Annotated in this window: 18 protein-coding genes; 6 read left to right on the top strand and 12 right to left on the bottom strand. The window is 43.3% G+C overall.

Annotated features, from left to right (window positions below; translation table 11 throughout):
* Positions 1–181 precede the first annotated feature (181 nt).
* Complete coding sequence (locus tag QR722_RS12025) at positions 182–811, top strand: 3'-5' exonuclease (protein WP_286283094.1); 630 nt, start codon at positions 182–184, stop codon at positions 809–811.
* Here QR722_RS12025 and QR722_RS12020 read toward each other — a convergent pair.
* Positions 801–1,322: an excalibur calcium-binding domain-containing protein gene (locus QR722_RS12020; protein WP_286283093.1), complete on the bottom strand. Its 522-nt coding sequence runs from the start codon at positions 1,320–1,322 to the stop codon at positions 801–803. The two genes, QR722_RS12025 and QR722_RS12020, sit on opposite strands and share 11 nt — an antisense overlap.
* 300 nt (positions 1,323–1,622) lie before the next feature.
* Between QR722_RS12020 and QR722_RS12015 the strand changes: the two genes are divergently transcribed.
* On the top strand, positions 1,623–2,579 hold the full coding sequence (locus tag QR722_RS12015) for a GlxA family transcriptional regulator (protein ID WP_286283092.1): 957 nt from the start codon (positions 1,623–1,625) through the stop codon (positions 2,577–2,579).
* Between the two features lie 189 nt (positions 2,580–2,768).
* Here the strand turns inward: QR722_RS12015 and QR722_RS12010 are convergent, their stop codons facing one another.
* The 4 genes from QR722_RS12010 to QR722_RS11995 form a co-directional block, all read right to left on the bottom strand.
* Entirely contained in the window at positions 2,769–2,933 is a 165-nt protein-coding gene (locus tag QR722_RS12010; protein ID WP_286283091.1) for a hypothetical protein, read from the bottom strand.
* Positions 2,934–3,008: 75 nt separating this feature from the next.
* Positions 3,009–3,701: a hypothetical protein gene (locus QR722_RS12005; RefSeq protein ID WP_286283090.1), complete on the bottom strand. Its 693-nt coding sequence runs from the start codon at positions 3,699–3,701 to the stop codon at positions 3,009–3,011.
* A gap of 1 nt (position 3,702) precedes the next feature.
* A complete protein-coding gene (locus tag QR722_RS12000) occupies positions 3,703–3,960 on the bottom strand; it encodes a helix-turn-helix domain-containing protein (RefSeq protein WP_286283089.1) in 258 nt (85 codons plus the stop codon).
* A 174-nt stretch (positions 3,961–4,134) separates the two neighbouring features.
* Positions 4,135–5,148 carry a LacI family DNA-binding transcriptional regulator gene (locus QR722_RS11995; RefSeq protein ID WP_286283088.1) on the bottom strand — a complete coding sequence of 338 codons (1,014 nt, stop codon included), beginning with the start codon at positions 5,146–5,148 and terminating at the stop codon, positions 4,135–4,137.
* 206 nt (positions 5,149–5,354) lie between these two features.
* Between QR722_RS11995 and QR722_RS11990 the strand changes: the two genes are divergently transcribed.
* From QR722_RS11990 to treF, 3 genes are all read left to right on the top strand, one after another.
* Entirely contained in the window at positions 5,355–7,616 is a 2,262-nt protein-coding gene (locus QR722_RS11990; RefSeq protein WP_286283087.1) for a TonB-dependent receptor, read from the top strand.
* 134 nt (positions 7,617–7,750) lie between these two features.
* Positions 7,751–8,980, top strand: a complete 1,230-nt coding sequence (locus QR722_RS11985; RefSeq protein ID WP_286287658.1) for an MFS transporter — start codon at positions 7,751–7,753, stop codon at positions 8,978–8,980.
* A gap of 17 nt (positions 8,981–8,997) precedes the next feature.
* Positions 8,998–10,542 carry an alpha,alpha-trehalase TreF gene (gene treF / locus QR722_RS11980; RefSeq protein ID WP_286283086.1) on the top strand — a complete coding sequence of 515 codons (1,545 nt, stop codon included), beginning with the start codon at positions 8,998–9,000 and terminating at the stop codon, positions 10,540–10,542.
* A gap of 115 nt (positions 10,543–10,657) precedes the next feature.
* On the opposite strand, the gene QR722_RS11975 is transcribed toward treF, so the two are convergent.
* From QR722_RS11975 to asnS, 6 genes are all read right to left on the bottom strand, one after another.
* Entirely contained in the window at positions 10,658–11,773 is a 1,116-nt protein-coding gene (locus QR722_RS11975) for a GGDEF domain-containing protein (RefSeq protein WP_286287656.1), read from the bottom strand.
* Positions 11,757–12,371 (bottom strand): PqiC family protein, encoded by a 615-nt coding sequence (locus tag QR722_RS11970; RefSeq protein WP_286283085.1) that lies wholly within the window; start codon positions 12,369–12,371, stop codon positions 11,757–11,759. Before QR722_RS11970 ends, QR722_RS11975 begins: the two co-directional genes overlap by 17 nt.
* Entirely contained in the window at positions 12,364–14,067 is a 1,704-nt protein-coding gene (gene pqiB, locus QR722_RS11965; RefSeq protein WP_286283084.1) for an intermembrane transport protein PqiB, read from the bottom strand. Before pqiB ends, QR722_RS11970 begins: the two co-directional genes overlap by 8 nt.
* Complete coding sequence (locus QR722_RS11960; protein ID WP_286283083.1) at positions 14,054–15,229, bottom strand: paraquat-inducible protein A; 1,176 nt, start codon at positions 15,227–15,229, stop codon at positions 14,054–14,056. Before QR722_RS11960 ends, pqiB begins: the two co-directional genes overlap by 14 nt.
* Positions 15,230–15,243: 14 nt before the next feature.
* Positions 15,244–16,638, bottom strand: coding sequence for a pyridoxal phosphate-dependent decarboxylase family protein (locus QR722_RS11955; RefSeq protein WP_286283082.1), 1,395 nt, complete (start codon positions 16,636–16,638; stop codon positions 15,244–15,246).
* Between the two features lie 112 nt (positions 16,639–16,750).
* Positions 16,751–18,148 carry an asparagine--tRNA ligase gene (gene asnS, locus QR722_RS11950; RefSeq protein ID WP_286283081.1) on the bottom strand — a complete coding sequence of 466 codons (1,398 nt, stop codon included), beginning with the start codon at positions 18,146–18,148 and terminating at the stop codon, positions 16,751–16,753.
* 227 nt (positions 18,149–18,375) lie between these two features.
* On the opposite strand from asnS, the gene QR722_RS11945 reads away from it, so the two are divergent.
* Positions 18,376–18,762, top strand: coding sequence for a hypothetical protein (locus tag QR722_RS11945; RefSeq protein ID WP_286283080.1), 387 nt, complete (start codon positions 18,376–18,378; stop codon positions 18,760–18,762).
* Positions 18,763–18,774: 12 nt separating this feature from the next.
* Here the strand turns inward: QR722_RS11945 and bioA are convergent, their stop codons facing one another.
* A complete protein-coding gene (gene bioA, locus QR722_RS11940) occupies positions 18,775–20,064 on the bottom strand; it encodes an adenosylmethionine--8-amino-7-oxononanoate transaminase (RefSeq protein ID WP_286283079.1) in 1,290 nt (429 codons plus the stop codon).
* Between the last annotated feature and the right edge of the window lie 40 nt (positions 20,065–20,104).

Genomic DNA, 20,104 nt, shown 5'->3' with positions numbered 1-20,104 from the left:
TAGCAGATACTATCTTGGGTTGGAACCATCTGAGTTCTCATCTATATCGATAATATTGAAAAGCGGTGGGATGGATTATGTTCACTACAAATACCGCAAAAGTGCGTTTCTAAAATAGCGCTACGGATATCACTTAAAGTTTGGTTAAAATAGCCTATTCACACCCACAGGTAATTAAACTATGCCGCAAACTCGCGCCGACTCCCTTGTAGTTCTGGATTTTGAAACCACAGGACTATCACCCGATATGGGCGACAGGGCTATCGAAATTGGTGCTGTGCGTCTTGAAAAGGGGGAAGTGGTTGAGCGTTTTCAGGCATTGATGAATCCAGGTAAGCGCATCAGTGCGTTCATTGAAGATTATACCGGTATTACTAATCAGATGTTGAGCCAAGCGGCTCCATGTGATGAAGTGACGGATGAGTTTGCTAGTTTCATGGGGGACAGCAACCTTGTTGCCCACAATGCGTCTTTTGACAAACGCTTCTTAGATGCCGAGTTACGTCGAGTATCCAGAGCATACACAGGTGCCTTTGCGTGCTCTTTACTGGTGGCCCGACGTTTATATCAGCAAGCACCTAATCATAAACTCGGTTCGTTAATCGCCTATAAAAACATCCCATCCGATGGCGGCTTCCACCGGGCGTTATTCGACTCAGAAATGACAGCGAAATTGTGGATGACCATGTTGCAAGATATTTCCCAAATCACAACTCGAGAAGATGTACCGTTTTCGCTAATCCAAAAACTGGCCAAAACACCCAAAATAGCGGTGTATAAGTTACTGCAATCTGGGTTGCCTAAAATCTAGAATCATTTTCACAGGGGATGCCGTCACGGTCACCGTCCATTTTAGTATTCGGGCAATTTTCAAGAAAGTATTCGGCTTCCGCTCTAGATGTCATTTGGCTGCAATGCTGCCTTCCATCACAGGAAAACGTTTGTTCAGGGACGAATTGTGTTGAATAAGGTGCTGGTATTAGGGGAGCCTTTTTAGGTAACAAATCCAAACGCTGAATCACCACCGCCACAATAACTATTAAAACTGCCACGTATAAAAAGCGCAGATTTGAGCGAGGTTTGTAGTTTTTAACAAGCTTAGGTTGGGTTCTCGATTTGACACCTTCAATTCGAGCATTAGTCGCTCTTTTTTTGCCATTAACCTGTTCGACATTAAAATAGATAAAGTCGCCGGTTCTAGGTTTACGACTCATGTCATTGAGTTCAGATATATGAATGAAAGTATCGTGGTTTAATTCGGCTGTTTTAATAAAACCGAATCCTCTGGCATCGTCCCACTTTGTTAACTGGCCTTTGTACATACCTTTCCTTGGCTAAATTTATGCACCAAAATAATAACAAGGAAAATCAATAAAATCTAACGACTAGTTAATAATCAAGAGGGTCAGGAATCTAATCTAATCAAGAGGGTCAGAGTAAAAAGCACGAGCCTAACAAACGTGTTCAGACAATGATCACGTTTTTACTCTGACCCTCTTGATCTCTCTTGATCTCTCTTGAGCTCGTTTGACTTTATTGGCGTAAAACATCGTTAAAGTGTCATTCTGCCATTTCTGGTTGTCTGTTAAGCTCTGGCTAGATTGCACAGTCAGGTATAGATGATGAACAAGAAAATTGGTGTTTTACTTTTTGATAAGGTGAATCTGTTTGATGTGGCAGGGCCATTGGAAGTCTTTGCTGTGGCCAGCGAACTGGGTCCGTTGCAGTATCAAATCGTTGCTATTGGTTTAGAGCAGAAGGCGTATCAATCAGAAACAGGTGTAAAACTGGTAGCAGATCACTGCACTATTAGTGATATGCATTTAGATACGCTGATTATTCCTGGCGGTGCAGGTGCAAGAGATGCGCACACTACCGAATCGCACAATCGTTGGTTAACCGAGCAAATCGATAAATGTCGCAGAGTGATGAGTATATGCACTGGGGCTTACCTTCTAGCCTCTACTGGGGTGCTGAATCACAAAAAAGCCACCACCCATTGGAACTACATTCAGGACTTTGCTCAGCGCTATCCGCAAATTGATGTGGTTGAGGACCAGTTGTTTGTCGATCATGGCAAGATAGCTAGCTCTGCTGGGATATCTTCAGGGATCGATCTTGCGCTGGCGCTAGTGGAAAGGGATTGCGGAAGTGAGTTAGCGCTACGTGTCGCAAAGTTTCTAGTCTTGCATTATCGTCGCACAGGTAGCCAAGCGCAGTTTTCTGAACCCTTACGATATCAGTTTTCAGCGGACAGCCACTTCTCAGGTCTTACCCCGTGGATACTGCAAAATTTGACCAACAAATTACCGGTTTCGGCGCTGGCCGAGCAAGTTTGTATGACGGAAAGAAGTTTTTACCGCAGTTTTATCAAGCAAATGAAAATACCACCGGGTAAGTATGTCGAGCGGTTGCGATTAGAGCATGCCAAGCAATTACTGGTCGAATCAAATTGCGCTATGCAAAAAGTTGCACAGGCCTGTGGCTATAAAAATTTAGATGTGTTTAGACGGGCATTTGAGCGCAAGTTTGCAATTTCACCTAATGCGTACCGCAGTCAATTTTCAAGGCTTCAATAGCAGCCTGCAATAAGTGAATTCAATGGTGTCTATCGAATGAGGATAATTTATAAAAGGGAATAGAGAAAAATTTACCAAGCCTCAGACTGATTGAAAGTCAATCTTTGCTCCTAATACTCAACCAAAACTTAAGGGGGGGTCATCATGACGTATAAACATAAAAAAGGCTTGCAAGAGCAAGCCATTATTCTAACCGAGGATATCTTCGAACCAATCCAAGATATCAACACCTTCAGATTCTTCTGGTTCATTCGGCGGTGGCTTGGTGCCACTGGTAGCGTGCGCCTGCATGGATACAAAGGCAGGAACTGCGGTTAATATAACAGCAAAAAAGATGGATTTAGACTTTCTCATATTTCCTCCAAACACGAAATGTGGATTCATTTCCACATTTCTATTATGCAGATATCGGAAGAAATTACTAATTCTTTAGGCCATCATTGAACGGGCTTTCATTTCATGTATGGCTTCGCGCAATACAATGTACATCACCCAAACGCCGAGCGCCTGCATGATATATTCATAGGAAGTGTATAAATACATAGCATTTTGATTGATTGTTGTACGAATAAGGTACTCTGTCACCATGGCACATTCAATTAAACAAACAACACCTTTGGTGTTATAAACTAACCAATCACCCTGAATATAGTTGGTGCCTTTACGGTAATGGGGGCGCAAAACGATTGCGCCCCTAACCAAAATGTATATGCCTATTTTAACAAAGAAAAAGTAGATCATCGGGCCGGTTTCACCAACTGAAGTCCAATACAGCTCGAATCCCACCACGATAAGTATAAAGGGCACGACTATCTTATTAATAGGATCGGAGCGAATTTGCCACATACATCCTAGAGCAAAAAGAAAGAACAATCCTTGGTAATAAATGTTTTCAGTTAGCAATTGGAAGGCGATAAAAATCCCAATTTTCTCAACGATTAAAATTAAGCATAACCCGACAATGTCTGCGTTGTTTCTGAAAAAGAATAAAATAAATAAGAAAATGCTGGCACTGACCAGATCAAAAATATAGGGCGTATCAAAGGTGAATATCCCCAATAAAATAGAAGCAACAATAGCTACTGGGGTGAGGAAATTATAGACGAACTGTCGGCTCAGCACACTAGAATCCAAAGTAACAAATAACTTTTTCCATGAAGGAGTGTTTATGGGCGTCATCAATTCTTGAACTGGAAATCTCATACATTTTACGCATAACTTCCATACTTAAATGTTCAATTGTGCCGGGTTTATTATTTTCAATTGCAGAAATGGTTTCTCTGCTTAACCCGACCTTTTGCGCCCATTCTTCTTGTGTAAAGCCGGATTTTTTACGCAACTCCCTGAGGACGGTTCCTTCAAACTTTTTTCGTCTACTCATACTGCTCTTACCTCTGTCATACTGCGACAGGCAAAATGTAATCTAAATTGCATAGATGGTAAAGAGAATTGCGTTGTTGAAATATTTTAAATTACTCTATTTCCTAACAAAACTTGGCTAACAGACGGCGAAAACCACAGAAAATATGCAAAAGTGCATTTTATCTCAACGCTGTTATTTTTTTCGTTGACTGGATTGACGAATGATCAATTCGGTCGGCATCATTGTGGAGATTACTTGCTCATTGGCCATTAACGCAATTAAGGAATCGACTAAGAGTTTTCCAGCTTGTGCGGTATCTTGCTTGATAGACGTTAACGCCGGTTGGGTATAGGCCGCCACCGAAATATCATCGTAACCGGTAATCGCAACCTGGTTAGGAATATCGATACCCGATTCATTGAGTGCTCGAATCATCCCTAGTGCTATGGTGTCGCTCGCTGCCACTACGCCATCATAATCAAATTTACCTTGTTTAATTAATTCAAGTGTTACTTGATAGGCATCATCGTAATTGAAATGGATGTCTAAGGGGGCTGGGGCCGTTAGTTGATGTTGCTGAAGTGTTTTTTGATAGCCAGCGTAACGCTGACTGGTTTCAAAAGATCGCCAGCCACTAAAAACAATATTTTGGCAATTTTGTTCAATTAAATGTTTTGTGGCTAGCTCTCCTCCAAGAAAATTGTCGGTGCCAACGGTAGGGTAGGACTGATTGGGCGAAGGTGCGCCCCACACAACAATTGGATAACTGGGATTAATCAGTGAATCAAACTTTTTGATATCATCGCCTTGGCCAAACACGATCAAACCATCGGCACGCTTCATATCAAAGAAATCGGCCAACTGAATGTCCTGATTAATATTCAGTGATACCAATAACACGTCATATTTGAGTGTGGTTAGTTCTTGCGCGATCACGCCGACAAAATTCAACATAAAGGGATCGGTGATCGACTGGTCAAATTCAGAACTTTTAATGATCACCACCGCTATGGTGTTGGATTTCTGCAAACGTAAATTACGAGCAGCTGTATTTATTTTAAATCCATGTTCAGCAGCGATGGCTTGAATTTTTTGACGAGTTTTTTGACTGATCAACGAATTGTTGTTTAGTGCTCTAGATGCCGTAGATTCTGATACCCCAGCTAATTTCGCTAAATCTGATAGCTTCCTAATTTTACTCGCCATTACCGTTACTTTCCTTTGAGCTTACTTCGACTGATGAAAATACGCTAAAACACCCGATTTGTTAAATTTATTTAATTTTATTGCAATCGATTGCGAAATTAATTGCAATCGATTGCAATTTTACATATCTTTAACATCGATAAGAAAAAGCAGGCGTTTAAGTCGGTTTATATGCGTCGAATTTAACATCTAACAGGTACAACGAAATGAAACACACACAATTTGCACACACCTTGCTCGCAGCTAGTATCGCACTTGCGCTTCCATCATTAGCCCGGGCTCAAGAAGCAGAAAAAGTTAAAAATGAAAAACAAGATTATGTAGAACAAATCGTGGTGACGGGTACGGCTAGTGGCCAATCTGTTCGAAAAGTCGACGCAAGTTATGCTTCATCCATTTTGGGTGAAGACGATATTAAGAAGCTTGCTCCAAAAAGTACTGCCGATTTATTTAAAGCCATTCCTGGCGTCTGGGCTGAAAGCTCAGGTGGAGTAGCGGGCGCAAACGTGTTTGTGCGAGGATTTCCCGGTGGTGGAGATGCCCCATTTTTAACCGTGCAATTGCAAGGTATACCGGTTTATACGCCTCCTACCTTGTCCTTTTTAGAAAACTCTTCAATGTTCAGAATTGATGAAACCATTGATTTTATGGATGCACTACGTGGTGGTCCTAGTTCCGTTGTGTCAAATGGTCAGCCTGGCTTGACCACCAACTTCATGCTTAAAGAGGGCGGAGAGTCAACTGAAGGCCGAGTGAAATACACCACTTCAGATTATAATTTGCAACGAGTGGATGCTTTGGTTAGCGGTGCGCTAGCGGAAGACTTATATTTTATGATCGGTGGTTATGTGCAGCAAAGTCCAGGGATCAGAGATGCGGGTTTTGATTCTGAGAAAGGCCATCAAATTACCATTAATATTACTAAAGTATTGGATAACGGTAAGATCAACTTATTCACCCGTAATACTGATGATCATGGTGCTTGGTATCTACCTACGCCGTTGGTGGCAGGGGTAGATAATAGCTACACGCAACTCGGCACTTTAAATCGCCAAGCATCTATTCAGTATGGTCCAGAAGGTGAATCTGAGGCATTCGATTTTGGTGAAGGCCGCGGCTGGGATGGCTCTATTTCCGGCGGTAGTATTAATTTGGACCTAGACGGAGATTGGGCCTTTGTCGACCGTTTCGCCTATACCTCTGGCAACGCTGATACCTTGGGTTTAGTGCCAAATGGCGATGCCGTAGCCTTATCTACTGTTGCCGACAACGGCCAATCAGCGATTGGCGCGGTAACAGGCAATACTTACGACGGTGATACCTTGGTACAACAGATAGGCCGTTGGGTAGTCAGAAAGCAAATCGAATCATTTACCAACGATTTAGCATTGACCAAAAAAGGCGATAACTTCTCAGCAACAGTGGGTTTATTTACCAGCAGTTTTTCTGCTAACGACTGGTGGTCAATTGGTAATCATTCCTATCATGTAATTGCCCCAGGTGGTGAAAACCTAACCGGTATAGCCTGTAACGACAATGAAGATAGTTGTGGCTGGAACTATGATATTAACTCTACTGGTGACGGCAATACGCGGGCGCTCTATGCTGCCTTTGAATATCAGTTAAGCGATACGCTTTCTGCTGATATTGGTGTGCGCCAAGAGAATCATGAAATTGAATACACCGTTGATGAGGGTCTCGATGGAGTGATTAACAAAGCAGTGCAATATGATGAAAACGATACTGCAATTACCCTCGGGGCGAACTGGCAGTTGCAAGAAGATATGGGTATTTTTGCTCGCTACAGTGAAGGTAGCAAAATGCCTTACTTTGATGATTTTCGTGACAACTTTGGTGCTTATGAAAACGGTGAAGATCTGATCAAAGAGGTGACCCAATTTGAACTAGGCTATAAGCTGGCCAAATCCAATTACTACCTCTATGCCACGGGTTTCTATAATGAAGTCAAAGGTGATACCTTTACTCGCGTTCCCGGTGGACCTACTGAAGTACTAACGAACCAAGCTTACGGTGTAGAGCTAGATGCGGCTTATTACAATGACACTGGCTTCTCTGTTACTTTGAATGCAACAATTCAAAATCCTGAAATTACCGACAGCGCGACAAATGAAGGTAACGAAGCGCAGCGTCAACCGGGTTGGCAACTTCGTTTGACCCCAAGTTATGAATTTGAAATGGTCAATTACGTGCTAAACCTGTATGGCACCCTTTCTGCGGTTGATGATCGTTATGCCGATAACGAGAATACCGTCGTATTGGAAGGCTATGAAAAATTAGATATAGGTCTGATTATTCAACATGACAACGGTATGCAATTCGAATTTGCCATGCAAAATGTGACCGATGAAGACGCGTTGACCGAAGGTGACCCTAGAAACCCAACGTCGCCAAATGGTCGTTTCATTTTGCCGCGCTCAGCTACCTTTAGCGTAAGTTACGACTTCTAACCTGCGTTAATCTCAAAGCACCTTGCTGGATTGCAAGGTGCTGTTGTTTTGGTTAACCTCAATTCGCACGCCACAAGCAATAAACCGCTACATTTTTTGGATTGATCATTTTGCAAGTTAACACTCTAAACCCCATGTCTCGATTGATGACAATAGTCGCGATTGCCGCCTGTTATTTTACCTTCGCGATTTTGCTCAATAGCGTCGGACCTGTCATTCTGCAATCAATTAACAGCTTTGATATCAGTAAACCTCATGCGAGTACTCTCGAAGGGTTTAAAGATCTGTCAATTGCTTTGGTGTCATTTGTCATTGCCTCATTTATTCCGCGAATAGGTTACAAAATAGCCCTGTTAGCGGGACTATTATTAGTTCTGCTTGCTTGTTTAGTCACGCCACTAGTCAATGAATTTGTAATGATCCAAGTGCTGTTTGCTTGTATCGGGACCTCTTTTGCTTTGGTTAAAGTGTCGGTTTATTCAATTATTGGCCAGTTAAGCCATGATGCAAAGGGCCATGCGTCGTTACTCAATACCATTGAAGGGATCTTCATGCTGGGTGTTTTATCCGGTTATTGGGTGTTTAGCAGCTTTATCGGCGAGCAACCAAGCGATTCGGCACAATGGCTGAATGTATATTTCTTTTTGGCGTTCTTAATTGGTATTACCATTATTTTCACTTTTTTTGCACCGATAGAAAAACCGCAAAAAAGTAGCCAAAGCGTAAAATTAAAAGATGACTTTCTGCAGATGATCAAACTGGCCTATAAGCCTTTGGTGCTTATTTTTGTGCTGTCGATCTTTTTATATGTGTTGGTCGAGCAGGGCATAGGTACTTGGCTGCCTACCTTTAACAACGAAATACTTCACTTACCGGTGAATATCAGTATTCAAGTTACTAGTTTATTTGCAGCATCTATTGCCGTTGGACGCCTGCTCGCCGGTCAGGTTCTGCGGGTATTCAACTGGTATGGTTTTTTGAATGTGTGTTTGCTTGGCATGGCGATTTTGATGCTGTTGATCCTACCCTTAACTAAAGACTTAGTTCCCGCTGGCGTTGATAGTATCTGGGATGCCCCTTTGGCTGCATATATTTTACCTTTGATTGGCTTATTAATGGCGCCCATATACCCCATTTTAAATTCAGTTATGTTAAGTTCCCTAAATAAATCCCACCATGCCGCTATGACAGGGCTTATTGTAGTTTTCTCTGCGCTAGGAGGCACAACAGGCTCTATTCTCACCGGTTACATCTTTGACATTTTTGGTGGTCAAAATGCATTTTATAGCGCGCTTATACCTATGCTGGGTATTGCTTTGAGCCTTTATTTTTTCCGACGTAAGACTACCCCGTCGCCTACATAGTTTTTGAGATCAGCAAAATGACGTACTCCCAACACCCTAAATATGATGTGCAAGACAATCTAGCCTTTTTGGACAGTGAGTTGTTTCACGCTGTACAAATGGCGGGGCTTTTCGACGATAGCAAAGCCTTTGCTGATGCATTACCTAAGTGCGATTATGCCAAGGTGACTCAGCACTACGACCAGCAAGTATCTGCTAGCGATTTTAATCTTCGCAGTTTCGTAAATGCACATTTTGATTTGCCCCAGCCGTTGGAGTTAAGGGATGTGATAAGCCAAGATGTGCGCTCACAAATAGAAGCCTTGTGGGATAAACTAGCCAGACAACCCGACCATCCACAAAATGATTCTCTGATCCCTTTGCAGCATGGCTATTTAGTGCCTGGAGGACGGTTTCGTGAAATTTATTATTGGGATAGCTATTTCACCGCCTTGGGACTGATGATTTCAGGGCGAGAAGCCTTGGTTAAATCAATGATTTACAATTTCATTGAATTACAACAACAAGTGGGGTGTATTCCAAATGGCAATCGCAACTACTACCGCTCACGCTCTCAGCCTCCAGTACTAGGATTAATGATTGACCTTATCGTTGAAGCGCAGACAGATGAGCAAGAAAAGCTGAATTTCATCGCTGCTACTGTTGCGGGCTTAGAAACCGAATATCGCTTCTGGATGGATGGGGCCCAAAATTTGTCGGTGTCGGATTGCGCTAAGCGTCGGGTAGTTCGCATGCCAAACTCACAGGTGTTGAACCGCTATTGGGATGATAGCGCTACGCCTCGACCTGAATCTTATCGAGAAGATATGGAGGCTGCCAGTGCCCTAGAGGCGTCCCAGCGGAATGATTATTATCGAAATATACGAGCCGCTTGTGAGTCGGGATGGGACTTTAGTTCACGCTGGTTGGCTGAGCACAATAATTTATCCTCGATTCAAACTACCCATATTATCCCCGTTGATTTGAATGCACTGTTGTGGAAAGTTGAAAAATTACTGGCGAAATATCACACCTTGCTAGGTCAGCATGCTAGGGCAATTGAATTTAGTGAAAATGCTGATAAACGTAAACAGGCGATAGATTATTATTTGTGGGATACTCAACGGCAATTTTATTATGACTACAATTTCGTCGCCGCGCAGCAAACCACGGTGAAATCACTGGCCGCAGCAGTCCCTTTATTTGTGGAAATGGCCAACGACGCTCAAGCCGAGTCGGTTCTGCAATGCATTGCACACGATTTTGTCTGCACTGGTGGACTGATCACAACTACTGAGCACACCTCTCAGCAGTGGGACTCCCCCAATGGCTGGGCACCACTACACTGGTTTACCGTGCAAGCTGCGCGTAATTATGCCAACACTAATCTGGCTGAGTTGATTATGCAAAGATGGCTGAATACGGTGGAAAATCATTTTCAACAACATGGTAATTTGATGGAAAAATACGATGTGATAAGTGCTGCGCAATTGGCCCAAGGTGGCGAATATGAAGTGCAACATGGATTTGGTTGGACCAACGGAGTGACCTTGAAGTTCTATGATTTACTCACCAAAGGGTAAGGTTGTCGGCGCTTTTTTACAGTGGAACTCTAACGTTAAAACCCTTTTCATTGAGGTTTGAAAACTACTTTACGTTTTTAGCATCTTCAAATAGCAAAACCTGCTGGTTGCTATTTTAATGAGATGCTAACTTGTCTCTTGAGGGCATAGTACGGTTTCTGCCACCTTCTTTGGCTTGGTATAAAAAGTGATCCGCCAGACCGATTGCTTTATCAATTGAGGTGTTTGGCGTGACCTCATTCACACCAATGCTAAGGGTCATAGTTATCTCTTTGCCGTCATGTATAAACACGCTATCTGCTACTTTTAAACGGATTTTCTCTGCTAAGGTGAAGGCGTCATGGGCATTGGTTTCCGGGAGCAACAATAGAAACTCTTCGCCTCCCCAACGGGCAATCTTATCTTGTTTTCGCAATGTCTGAGTAAATAAATTGGCTAGCTGTTGTAAAACACTGTCGCCGCCGTCATGACCGAAATTATCGTTGATGGCTTTAAAATGGTCGATATCACATAACAGCACCGACATATCCACTTTGCTTCGTTGTGCACGGTTGAACTCATAGTCCAAATATTCGCGCATAGCCCGGCGATTTGGCAGCAGTGTAAGTGGATCATGCATGGCCTGTTGTTCAAATCTATCACTTAATTGTTGCATCATTTCGAATGATCTATGCCGGGTGTATTCATACACGCCGAATAAAAACGTGACCGTTAAGAATGAATATATTAAGCGGGATTTAAATTCGTAGCTGTAACTAGCTTGCAGCAGCAATTCATTTGGGAAAAACAGCATAATACTGATAATACTGATGAAAACCCCAATATTAACCAATCCTTTTTTAAGACCCGCGAAGAAAAATGCAAAAGGTGGCACTATATATATCCACAATGGGCCAGTATTGGCATAACCACCGGTGTAAACTACCGAAATCATCAGGGCTAACAGGCAATAGTGAATAATTCTGCGTGAAACAATGTAAGGGTGCGTTATGCTTTTAATACGATGAATTTGGTGAGCGATTAAGAACACGATAGCGGCGACAAGCAGCAAGCTACTTAACACCTTTTCGTCTCGATATAGGGCACTCATTGATAGGATAAAAGTGACTATTAGCCCGATTAGGGAAAATAGATTCACCACGAAAATTTGCTGGTTTACCTCGTAAGTTTGACTGGTATTGTTACCTGAATGCAGATGATTTTTCAGCAAATTATTAAAGTTTAACACCATTTTCAATCATCGCCTTTGAGGTTTCTGAGACTTGCTGACTCATCTGAGTTACCAGCGCCCGTAATTGACTGACAGAATGAGCATAGCCGTCTTGGTGCAGTTCAGCCACAAATTTAAACGCTCTCACTTCTACGCGGCTTTGCTGCTCTTCTTGTGCCGTGGTTTGTAACCAGTATTGTCCGGATATCAAAACTTGCGACTGATAAGTAGAGATAAAGTGATCAATTTGAATACTCAACTGGCTATGACTTTGACGTGCTAGCGGAGATGCGGCAGAGACCAACTCAATTGGGCTGGCTGCCGAACTCATATCTGCTAACAGGGCCTTTTGAATACCCAGTTGTAACGGCTCAGCCCAAAAGTCTTGTTTGGAATAATATAGCTGGTGATCTTTTAATTGCATGGCCAAATTTGCTCTGTCTAAATAGCCAGATAAACGTACCTGCTTTAATACTACAATGGGTTTAGCTGGGTCACGCCGGTTCTCTGCTGCCAGCGCGCTAGTATCGCTTAGTAAATAATAGTTAATGTTCTGAACTGGACTGCTAGAGCAGGCCGCCAATAACATTATTATTGAACACAACAGTAATTTATTCATTATTGCCATCCTTGTTACCAGTGTTTTTTGCTCTAGGTTCAATCACCGGTTGCGTGCCATCGGCAAAGATTAAGCTATTTGGGGTCTGGTTAAGTTGCTGTAAAAGGGGCGCGAGTTGATCCAAGGTTAACTGAAATTTTTGCATGGTGGAGATAAGTTCATCATTGCTGTCTGATCCTTGAGAATAATCTTTGAGGAGTCCATCTAGACTAATCAAGGTGTCATTTAAATGATCACTGGTTGATTGATCTGTCACATCCCTTAAGACTTGGTTTAACGAGCCAGCCGTTTGCTCAATGCTTTGACCGGTTTGATTAAGTGTTGCCAGCAAAGTACTGGCACGAGTAGAAAGCTCTGCAAAGGGAATCGTGTTGATGTTGTCCAATACATCACTGACTTTTTGGGTAATTTGCGCAAACTCACCACTGGTGGTGGGTATCACGTTATAGCCTAAGAATGTCTGCGGCGTATGTTGATCCAGATCTTCGTAGTGCTGCAGATCAACATAGAGACCACCGGTGATAATATTGCCAATTTTCAATGACGCTCTAAGTCCTTGATCGACCCATCTTAAAATTTGGGATTTTACGAATACTGCACCCTGACGGTTATCTGGTTGCTGGACGCGGCTGGGCTGAATAGTGATCAAAATGGGAATCGCATAGCCTTCATCTAAAAATTCTTCGTTGGCCACACCGGGTAAATTAATCTCTAATACTTTACCGATTTCAAGGCCTCGATATTCAACCGGTGCTCCTACGGTTAGACCCCGTATGGTGTCCTTGATTAAGATAATAAAATTCACGCCTAATTTATACCGCTCGTTTACAGCGGTATCATAATCACGATATATATCAAAGTAGGCGCGTTTGGTGATCACATCTCCTGCGGGCATTCCTTGAGGAATACCAAAGGTTACGCCATTTGTTAGCATAGTTTCCAAGCTGCCGGTTTGCACTTCGATACCGTTGGCAGCCAACTCGAATCGCACACCACTGGTGTTCCAAAATTTTGTGTTTTCAGTAATTAGCTTGTGGTAAGGCGCTTCGATAAAGGCATTGTAGTAAACAACTCGTTCTTCAACATTGAAATAAATATCTTCAAATTCTCCCACTTTGAGGCCTTTATAAACAATGGGATCGCCTTCTTTAAAGGCGAATTCGGCGTTGCTGTTTAAAGTGATTTGCAGGCCGGGTGTGCCTGCCGGCGTAACTGGAGGGTTTTCCAAGGCGACATAAGAGGTGATGGGCTCAACACTTTCATTCACATTATCATCTTGACTGGGCTCTAAGGTAATATAAGGGCCTGATAGCAATGTGCTTAAGCCTGAAACTCCGCTGAGTGAAACTCTTGGTCTAACTAACCAAAAGCTACTGTTTGATTTTAACAAGTGCGCTGCGCTTGGCTCAATTCGGGCCGTAACCAGCACGCCACTCATATCAGCTTTGAGCGCCACTTTTTTTACTACACCAACTTGAACATCTTTGGTTCTGATTTTGGTTTTATCAGCTTCAATGCCGGTTGCTGAAACAAACTCAATGGTGATTAGTGGTCCTTGATTGGCCCACTGGTGATATACCATCCAGACCCCAATGGATAGAGCGAGCAGTGGAATTAGCCAAATTTTAGAGATACGGCGACTTTGTGACACAATCGCGTGCTGCACTTCATGTTGATTGTTGTCATCTTTGTTCATTGTTATTCACCGAATTTGTCCATATCAATCGTGTATCGAAGGTCATTGCTGCCAACATAGTTAAAACGACAACTCCACAAAAAGCTAGGGCTGCGGGTCCTGGATAAACACTCATGGTATTGCCTAACTGAATTAGACTCACCAGTATTGCGACTACAAATATATCAATCATCGACCATCTGCCGATAAACTCCGTCACCCGGTACCAAAAAATCCGTTCAGAGTGTCGACTATCTTTACCTTTTTGTACCGTGTAATTGAGCCAGATTAAGATCAGTAATTTACCGACAGGGACAATCACGCTGGCAATGAAAATCACTATTGCGATTGGGTAAGAGCCTGATTGCCATAATAAAATAACTCCCCCTAAAATGGTACTGGGTTCATCAGTGCCCAAAAGGTAAGTGTGCATGATGGGTAGGGTATTGGCTGGAATGTAAAACAAAATAGAGGTGCAAAGCAGTGCCCATGTTCGCTGAAGACTTTCAGATTTGTGTAATTTGGCCGGCTGGTGGGGTCGTTTTGCCACCGCCAAATATAATTGATGTTTGTCCATATACAATATTGCCGCAATCAAACACAGGGTAAACCCAATGTAAGCGTAGAAAGACATCCCCAGACTAATGTCCGCCAATGAACTGACTTTCACCAAACTGACCAATACCCCAATGAGAAATATTTCAGCCATGCTCCATGGGATTATGCTAAAAACCAAGGTTAAGATACGTTTAGAGAAAGGCCATGATAGTCCTAGTTGTAATGGGCATACCACAAGCAAAATACCGATTAATACCATGGCGGGTATCACAACGATTGACAGCATTTGTAAAATGGCCAGCACAATATCTCCTTCCTCTATAAGAACTTGGATACCAGAGATAATACCGATGGACTGTTCTTGACCATTGGCACTGAAACCCAGAAAGTTAAATGGCAAAGACAAGCCTAAAAAGATCAAAGCAGCAATACTAAAGGCAATAATGCTTTGGACGGAATGCTGGTTAAAACGAGTTAATACAAAGCCACATCTAGGGCAAGTTGCGGTTTGCCGATTAGATAAAAATGGCAGTGCCACTTTGTTATCGCATTCATGGCAGGTAACGATAGTAACGTGTTTGTTAGCATAGACGTTGCTATTTGGGAGATGGTGAGTGCTAGTCATGTTCTGCCAGAAACTTAAATGGACAAGGCGCAGCGATGCGCTTTGATGAAAGTAGCCACCGAACAGTCAATATCATCAACGGTGGTTGCCCAGGAACAAATACTAATCCTTATAATGCTTCGCTCTTGCCACTTAGCTCCAACGCACCAGAGCTCACCGGAGCGTTGCAATGCCTTCAATGTTGCTTGGGTTATCTCATCGTTTTCACACTGGATGATTACCTGATTGAACACCACATCATTTACCACTTTAAAGCCGTTCTTGGCTAATTGTGATGCTATATAGACTGCCCGCTGATGCAACAGCTCAACCAATTGGGCTATGCCCTTTCGACCTAAGTATCGCATACAGGCCCACAGCTCTATTCCTCGGGCACGACGTGACATATCCGGTGTGAAGTTCATATTATCACGCTCATCACTGGCCTGAATATATGAACCTTGCTGATGAAGGGCGTGAGTTAGCGCATCTTGATCAGAGCACAAAATAATCCCGCAATCGTAGGGTGTATTTAAGGTTTTGTGTCCATCTACTGACCAAGAATTGGCTAATTCAACGCCTTGGGTAAGTGAGTCAAACTGTTTTGATGCGCTGGCCCATAAGCCAAAGGCACCATCAACATGGACCCAGCAGCCTGCCTCATTCGCTTGGGGTATAAGCTGGCTAAAGTTATCGAAAGCACCGCTACAGACATTGCCAGCTTGCAAAATTAATATACAGCTTTGATCCAGTTCAGGTAGTTGGTCTACCTTCATTCTGCCTTGCTTATCACATTCGACCCATTCTAGCTGTTGGCGACCAAAACCGAGCAAATTCAGCATTTTAATAACAGTGCCATGAGTCTGAGTACCGACAATGATGCGCAGCGACGGCGCCCCAAACAGGCCGCGTTCTGTTAGGTCCCAATTTAATTTTGATAGTTGTCGATAACGGGCAGCGGCCAGCCCACATAATGTAGCTACCGAGGTGCCACCCACTAAACCTGCGACACTACCGTGGGGCAATGAAAAAAGCTCAGTTAACCATCGTTGACAGACGCTCTCGGTTTGAGCGGCAATTGGGGACATCACATACAGCCCAGCATTTTGATCCCAGACATCAGCCATCCATTTTGCGGCAAGCCCAATAGGCAGCGCACCACCATTTACAAAACCAAAATAACGACCAACCGAATAGGGCACGGTATTTTGTGCGCCTATGTGGTTCAGTTGGCCAAGAATTTTTGCGGGGTCTTCACTGGCTTCAGGTAAGGGGATATTCAATTCTTTAAGCAGACTCAGGCTTTGTTGATTTGGAAATGAACGCATCTTGGGAAGATTTTTAGTGTAGCTATAGGCAAAGTCAGCAGCTTGTTTGAGTAGCTCCTGGTTATCTTGTTGTGAAAATAAGTCGGCCTGTAATTTTGACATAGATGCTTAGCGATTCCTTTTACTATGGCTAACTTATCACTAAAGTAAATTTTGAGCATTAAAAAAGCCATCTTATTTGATGGCTTTTAGGTTCAACTTATTGCACGTCTAATTAGTAGTTAGCGTTACCAGGTGTGCGCGGGAAGGGGATAACATCGCGTACATTTTGCATACCAGTTACATAGGCCACTAAGCGTTCAAATCCAAGACCAAAGCCTGAATGGGGTACACTACCATAACGACGTAAATCACGATACCAACCGTAATCTTCTTTATCTAGGCCCATTTCCTCTAGACGACGGTCGAACACATCAAGGCGTTCTTCACGTTGTGAGCCACCGATAATTTCACCGATACCAGGGGCTAATACATCCATAGCAGCGACGGTTTTACCATCGTCATTGATACGCATGTAGAAAGCTTTAATGTCCTTTGGATAATTTTGCATGATGATGGGGGCACCAACATGTTCTTCGGCTAAATAGCGCTCGTGTTCAGACGATAAATCAACGCCCCATTCCACTGGGAATTCGAACTGCTTACCGCAGTTTTGCAATATTTCGATGGCGTCGGTGTAATCCATTCTGACGAATTCTTGATCGATCACTTTTTCCAAGCGGCTAATGGCGTCTTTATTAATACGTTGGGCAAAAAATGCCATATCGTCGGCGCGCTCAGCTAATACCGCTTTGAATACGTACTTCAATAGATCTTCAGCCAATTGGGCGACATCCGATAAGTCAGCAAATGCGACTTCTGGTTCTATCATCCAAAATTCGGCCAGATGGCGGCTGGTGTTGGAATTTTCCGCCCGAAAGGTAGGACCAAAGGTATAAACCTTTGATAAAGCCGTACAGTAGGTTTCGGCGTTTAGCTGACCTGAAACGGTTAAATAGGTTTCTTTGCCAAAGAAGTCTTGTGAGTAATCAACTTCACCGGCTTCTGTTTTTGGGACATTCATCATGTCTAAGGTAGACACACGGAACATCTCACCCGCACCTTCGGTATCACTTGCAGTCAAAATTGGTGTGCTTATCCAGAAGTAGCCCTGTTCATGGAAGAACCTGTGTATGGCTTGGGATAAACAGTTACGTACACGCATCACAGCGCCAATTACGTTGGTACGCGGACGTAGATGGGCATGTTCACGCAAATACTCAATACTGTGACGCTTTGGCGACATTGGATAAGTATCGGGATTTTCAACCATGCCTAAGATTTCAATTTGATTGGCTTGGATCTCAATCGCTTGTCCTTGACCTTCAGAGGCTTTTACTTCACCTGTGACGGCAATAGAACAACCGGTGGTTAATTTTTGTATTTCTGCATAGTTTGCTAAATCACTCTGGGCGATAACCTGAACTGGATCGAAGCAACTGCCGTCGTGTAGATTAATAAACGACAAGCCTGCTTTTGAATCTCTGCGGGTTCTAACCCATCCTTTAATGATTAGCTTTTCTCCAATTGGATACTTGCCAGCTAAAACGTCAACCACAGGGGCGTGCGCCATTGATATTCTCCACTACTGCAGGATTTTAACCTGCTTTATTTCATTAAAAATGCTAAATGCAAACTCAGCGACTACTATTCAGTATTAGATGAATCCGGATTCTTACTGTACATTTATCAAGATAAGCTGATATAACCGTTCCGGAATACAACGCTGTTTTGATAAGGTGTGTAATCTTACTTAGCTAAACCGCAGACTCAAGTAAAAATAGGCACTAAACGTATAATATGATTGAACAAGAGCACTGGCCGGGCAAAAATCGCCGCAAGACACCTCGAAGTCACGATAAATTCTACCAAATAGTATTAGCCTTGAATATCTTTGCGTGGGTTGTTTTTGTCGCCTCATTGATTGTTTTTCACTATGCAAGGCCTGAACTGATCTCTGGAGTACAAGAATATTGGGGAGTCGATGGGCGAACTGACTGGTCCATGTCACTTAGTCTCTACCTACTTTTGCTGTTGGGATTTTGCACTATCCTCAGTGCTTCGCTGTTGGTTATGCGGCGATTAAGGAATCGCCGCGAGAATGATTATTTTGGTATTAATGTGGTTATACTACTAGCCGTATCTGTCACTGTGCTAAGTTGGATTTTGTACGACATGAATGGCTGATGTGCCGCTTAGCTAATTTAAACTCTGTAGCGAAATCGCAATTGCGGCAGTGAGCTGACTAAGTTGTTCTGAGCTAATGATAAAAGGCGGCATGATATAAATCAGCTTCCCAAAAGGCCGGATCCAAACCCCGTTATCAACAAAGATTCGCTGTAACTGCGCCACGTCGACCGCTTGTTTACATTCCACTACGCCAATTGCGCCCAGTACTCTCACATCAGCAACTGCCACATGTTGTTTTAACGGCAAAAGCTGTTCTTTAAGCTGTTGCTCTATGTCTGCTACCTGTTGTTGCCAGTGATTTTGTTGGATCAATTTAAGGCTGGCATTAGCTACCGCGCAGGCCAGAGGGTTACCCATGTAAGTTGGACCGTGCATAAATACCCCAGGTTCACCTGCGCACACCCCTAAAGCTACATCTTCGCTGCATAAAGTGGCCGCTAGCGTCATGTAGCCGCCTGTTAGGGCTTTACCAAGACACATAATATCAGGACTTATCTGTGCATGCTCACAAGCGAATAGCTTACCGGTTCGTCCAAAACCTGTGGCTATCTCATCACAGATGAGCAATATATCGTGTTCGTCACACAATTGGCGGCAACGTTTTAGATACTCCGGATGATAAATCCGCATCCCGCCAGCGCCTTGCACCACAGGTTCAATTATTAGCGCGGCCAATTGATGTTTATGGGCCTGGATCAAGTCTTCTAGTGGGGCAATATCATCCTCATTCCAATTCTGATCAAAGCGGGTTTGTGGCGCCGGTGCGAATATTTGATGGGACAGTACGTTATTGAATAAGCTGTGCATTCCATTGACTGGGTCACATACCGACATCGCAGCAAACGTATCACCGTGGTAACCATTGCGCGGTGTTAGAAATTTATGTTTCTCAGTTGAGCCTTGGCATGCCCAATATTGCAAGGCCATTTTCATTGCTACTTCAACGGCGACAGAGCCTGAGTCAGCCAAAAAGACTCGTTCTAAACCTTTAGGGGCAATGTCGAGCAGCTGACGGCATAAATCAATGGCAGGTTGGTGGGTGATCCCACCAAACATCACATGGGACATTTTACCTAATTGATCTACTGCAGCTTGATTCAATTCTGGGTGATTGTAGCCATGAATAGCCGCCCACCAAGACGACATGCCATCTACCAACTGCTCGCCATCTTGCAAGGTTAAATGCACCCCTTTGGCGGATTCAACTTGATAACAGGGAAGGGGGTTGACTGCCGACGTATAGGGGTGCCAGATATGTTTTTGGTCGAATTGGAGATCAGATAAATTGGAATTGTTCAATTATTGCTCACATGTAAATTTTTTGAAGTGGTACGAGTTG

The organism is Aliiglaciecola sp. LCG003 (assembly GCF_030316135.1).
Lineage (GTDB): Bacteria > Pseudomonadota > Gammaproteobacteria > Enterobacterales > Alteromonadaceae > Aliiglaciecola.
The sequence above is the reverse complement of the archived record's forward strand: the minus strand, read 5'-3'. Positions and strand labels throughout refer to the sequence as shown.

What these genes read in the sequence shown, in the direction of transcription:
- QR722_RS11945 (WP_286283080.1), top strand. Translation starts at nt 18,376, where the DNA reads ATGATTGAACAAGAGCACTGGCCGGGCAAAAATCGCCGCAAGACACCT.
- QR722_RS11970 (WP_286283085.1), bottom strand. Translation starts at nt 12,371, where the DNA reads ATGAATAAATTACTGTTGTGTTCAATAATAATGTTATTGGCGGCCTGC.
- QR722_RS11990 (WP_286283087.1), top strand. Translation starts at nt 5,355, where the DNA reads ATGAAACACACACAATTTGCACACACCTTGCTCGCAGCTAGTATCGCA.
- QR722_RS12025 (WP_286283094.1), top strand. Translation starts at nt 182, where the DNA reads ATGCCGCAAACTCGCGCCGACTCCCTTGTAGTTCTGGATTTTGAAACC.
- QR722_RS11985 (WP_286287658.1), top strand. Translation starts at nt 7,751, where the DNA reads ATGTCTCGATTGATGACAATAGTCGCGATTGCCGCCTGTTATTTTACC.
- treF (WP_286283086.1), top strand. Translation starts at nt 8,998, where the DNA reads ATGACGTACTCCCAACACCCTAAATATGATGTGCAAGACAATCTAGCC.
- QR722_RS11960 (WP_286283083.1), bottom strand. Translation starts at nt 15,229, where the DNA reads ATGACTAGCACTCACCATCTCCCAAATAGCAACGTCTATGCTAACAAA.
- QR722_RS11975 (WP_286287656.1), bottom strand. Translation starts at nt 11,773, where the DNA reads ATGGTGTTAAACTTTAATAATTTGCTGAAAAATCATCTGCATTCAGGT.
- QR722_RS12015 (WP_286283092.1), top strand. Translation starts at nt 1,623, where the DNA reads ATGAACAAGAAAATTGGTGTTTTACTTTTTGATAAGGTGAATCTGTTT.
- QR722_RS11955 (WP_286283082.1), bottom strand. Translation starts at nt 16,638, where the DNA reads ATGTCAAAATTACAGGCCGACTTATTTTCACAACAAGATAACCAGGAG.
- QR722_RS12000 (WP_286283089.1), bottom strand. Translation starts at nt 3,960, where the DNA reads ATGAGTAGACGAAAAAAGTTTGAAGGAACCGTCCTCAGGGAGTTGCGT.
- QR722_RS11995 (WP_286283088.1), bottom strand. Translation starts at nt 5,148, where the DNA reads ATGGCGAGTAAAATTAGGAAGCTATCAGATTTAGCGAAATTAGCTGGG.
- pqiB (WP_286283084.1), bottom strand. Translation starts at nt 14,067, where the DNA reads ATGAACAAAGATGACAACAATCAACATGAAGTGCAGCACGCGATTGTG.
- asnS (WP_286283081.1), bottom strand. Translation starts at nt 18,148, where the DNA reads ATGGCGCACGCCCCTGTGGTTGACGTTTTAGCTGGCAAGTATCCAATT.
- QR722_RS12020 (WP_286283093.1), bottom strand. Translation starts at nt 1,322, where the DNA reads ATGTACAAAGGCCAGTTAACAAAGTGGGACGATGCCAGAGGATTCGGT.
- QR722_RS12010 (WP_286283091.1), bottom strand. Translation starts at nt 2,933, where the DNA reads ATGAGAAAGTCTAAATCCATCTTTTTTGCTGTTATATTAACCGCAGTT.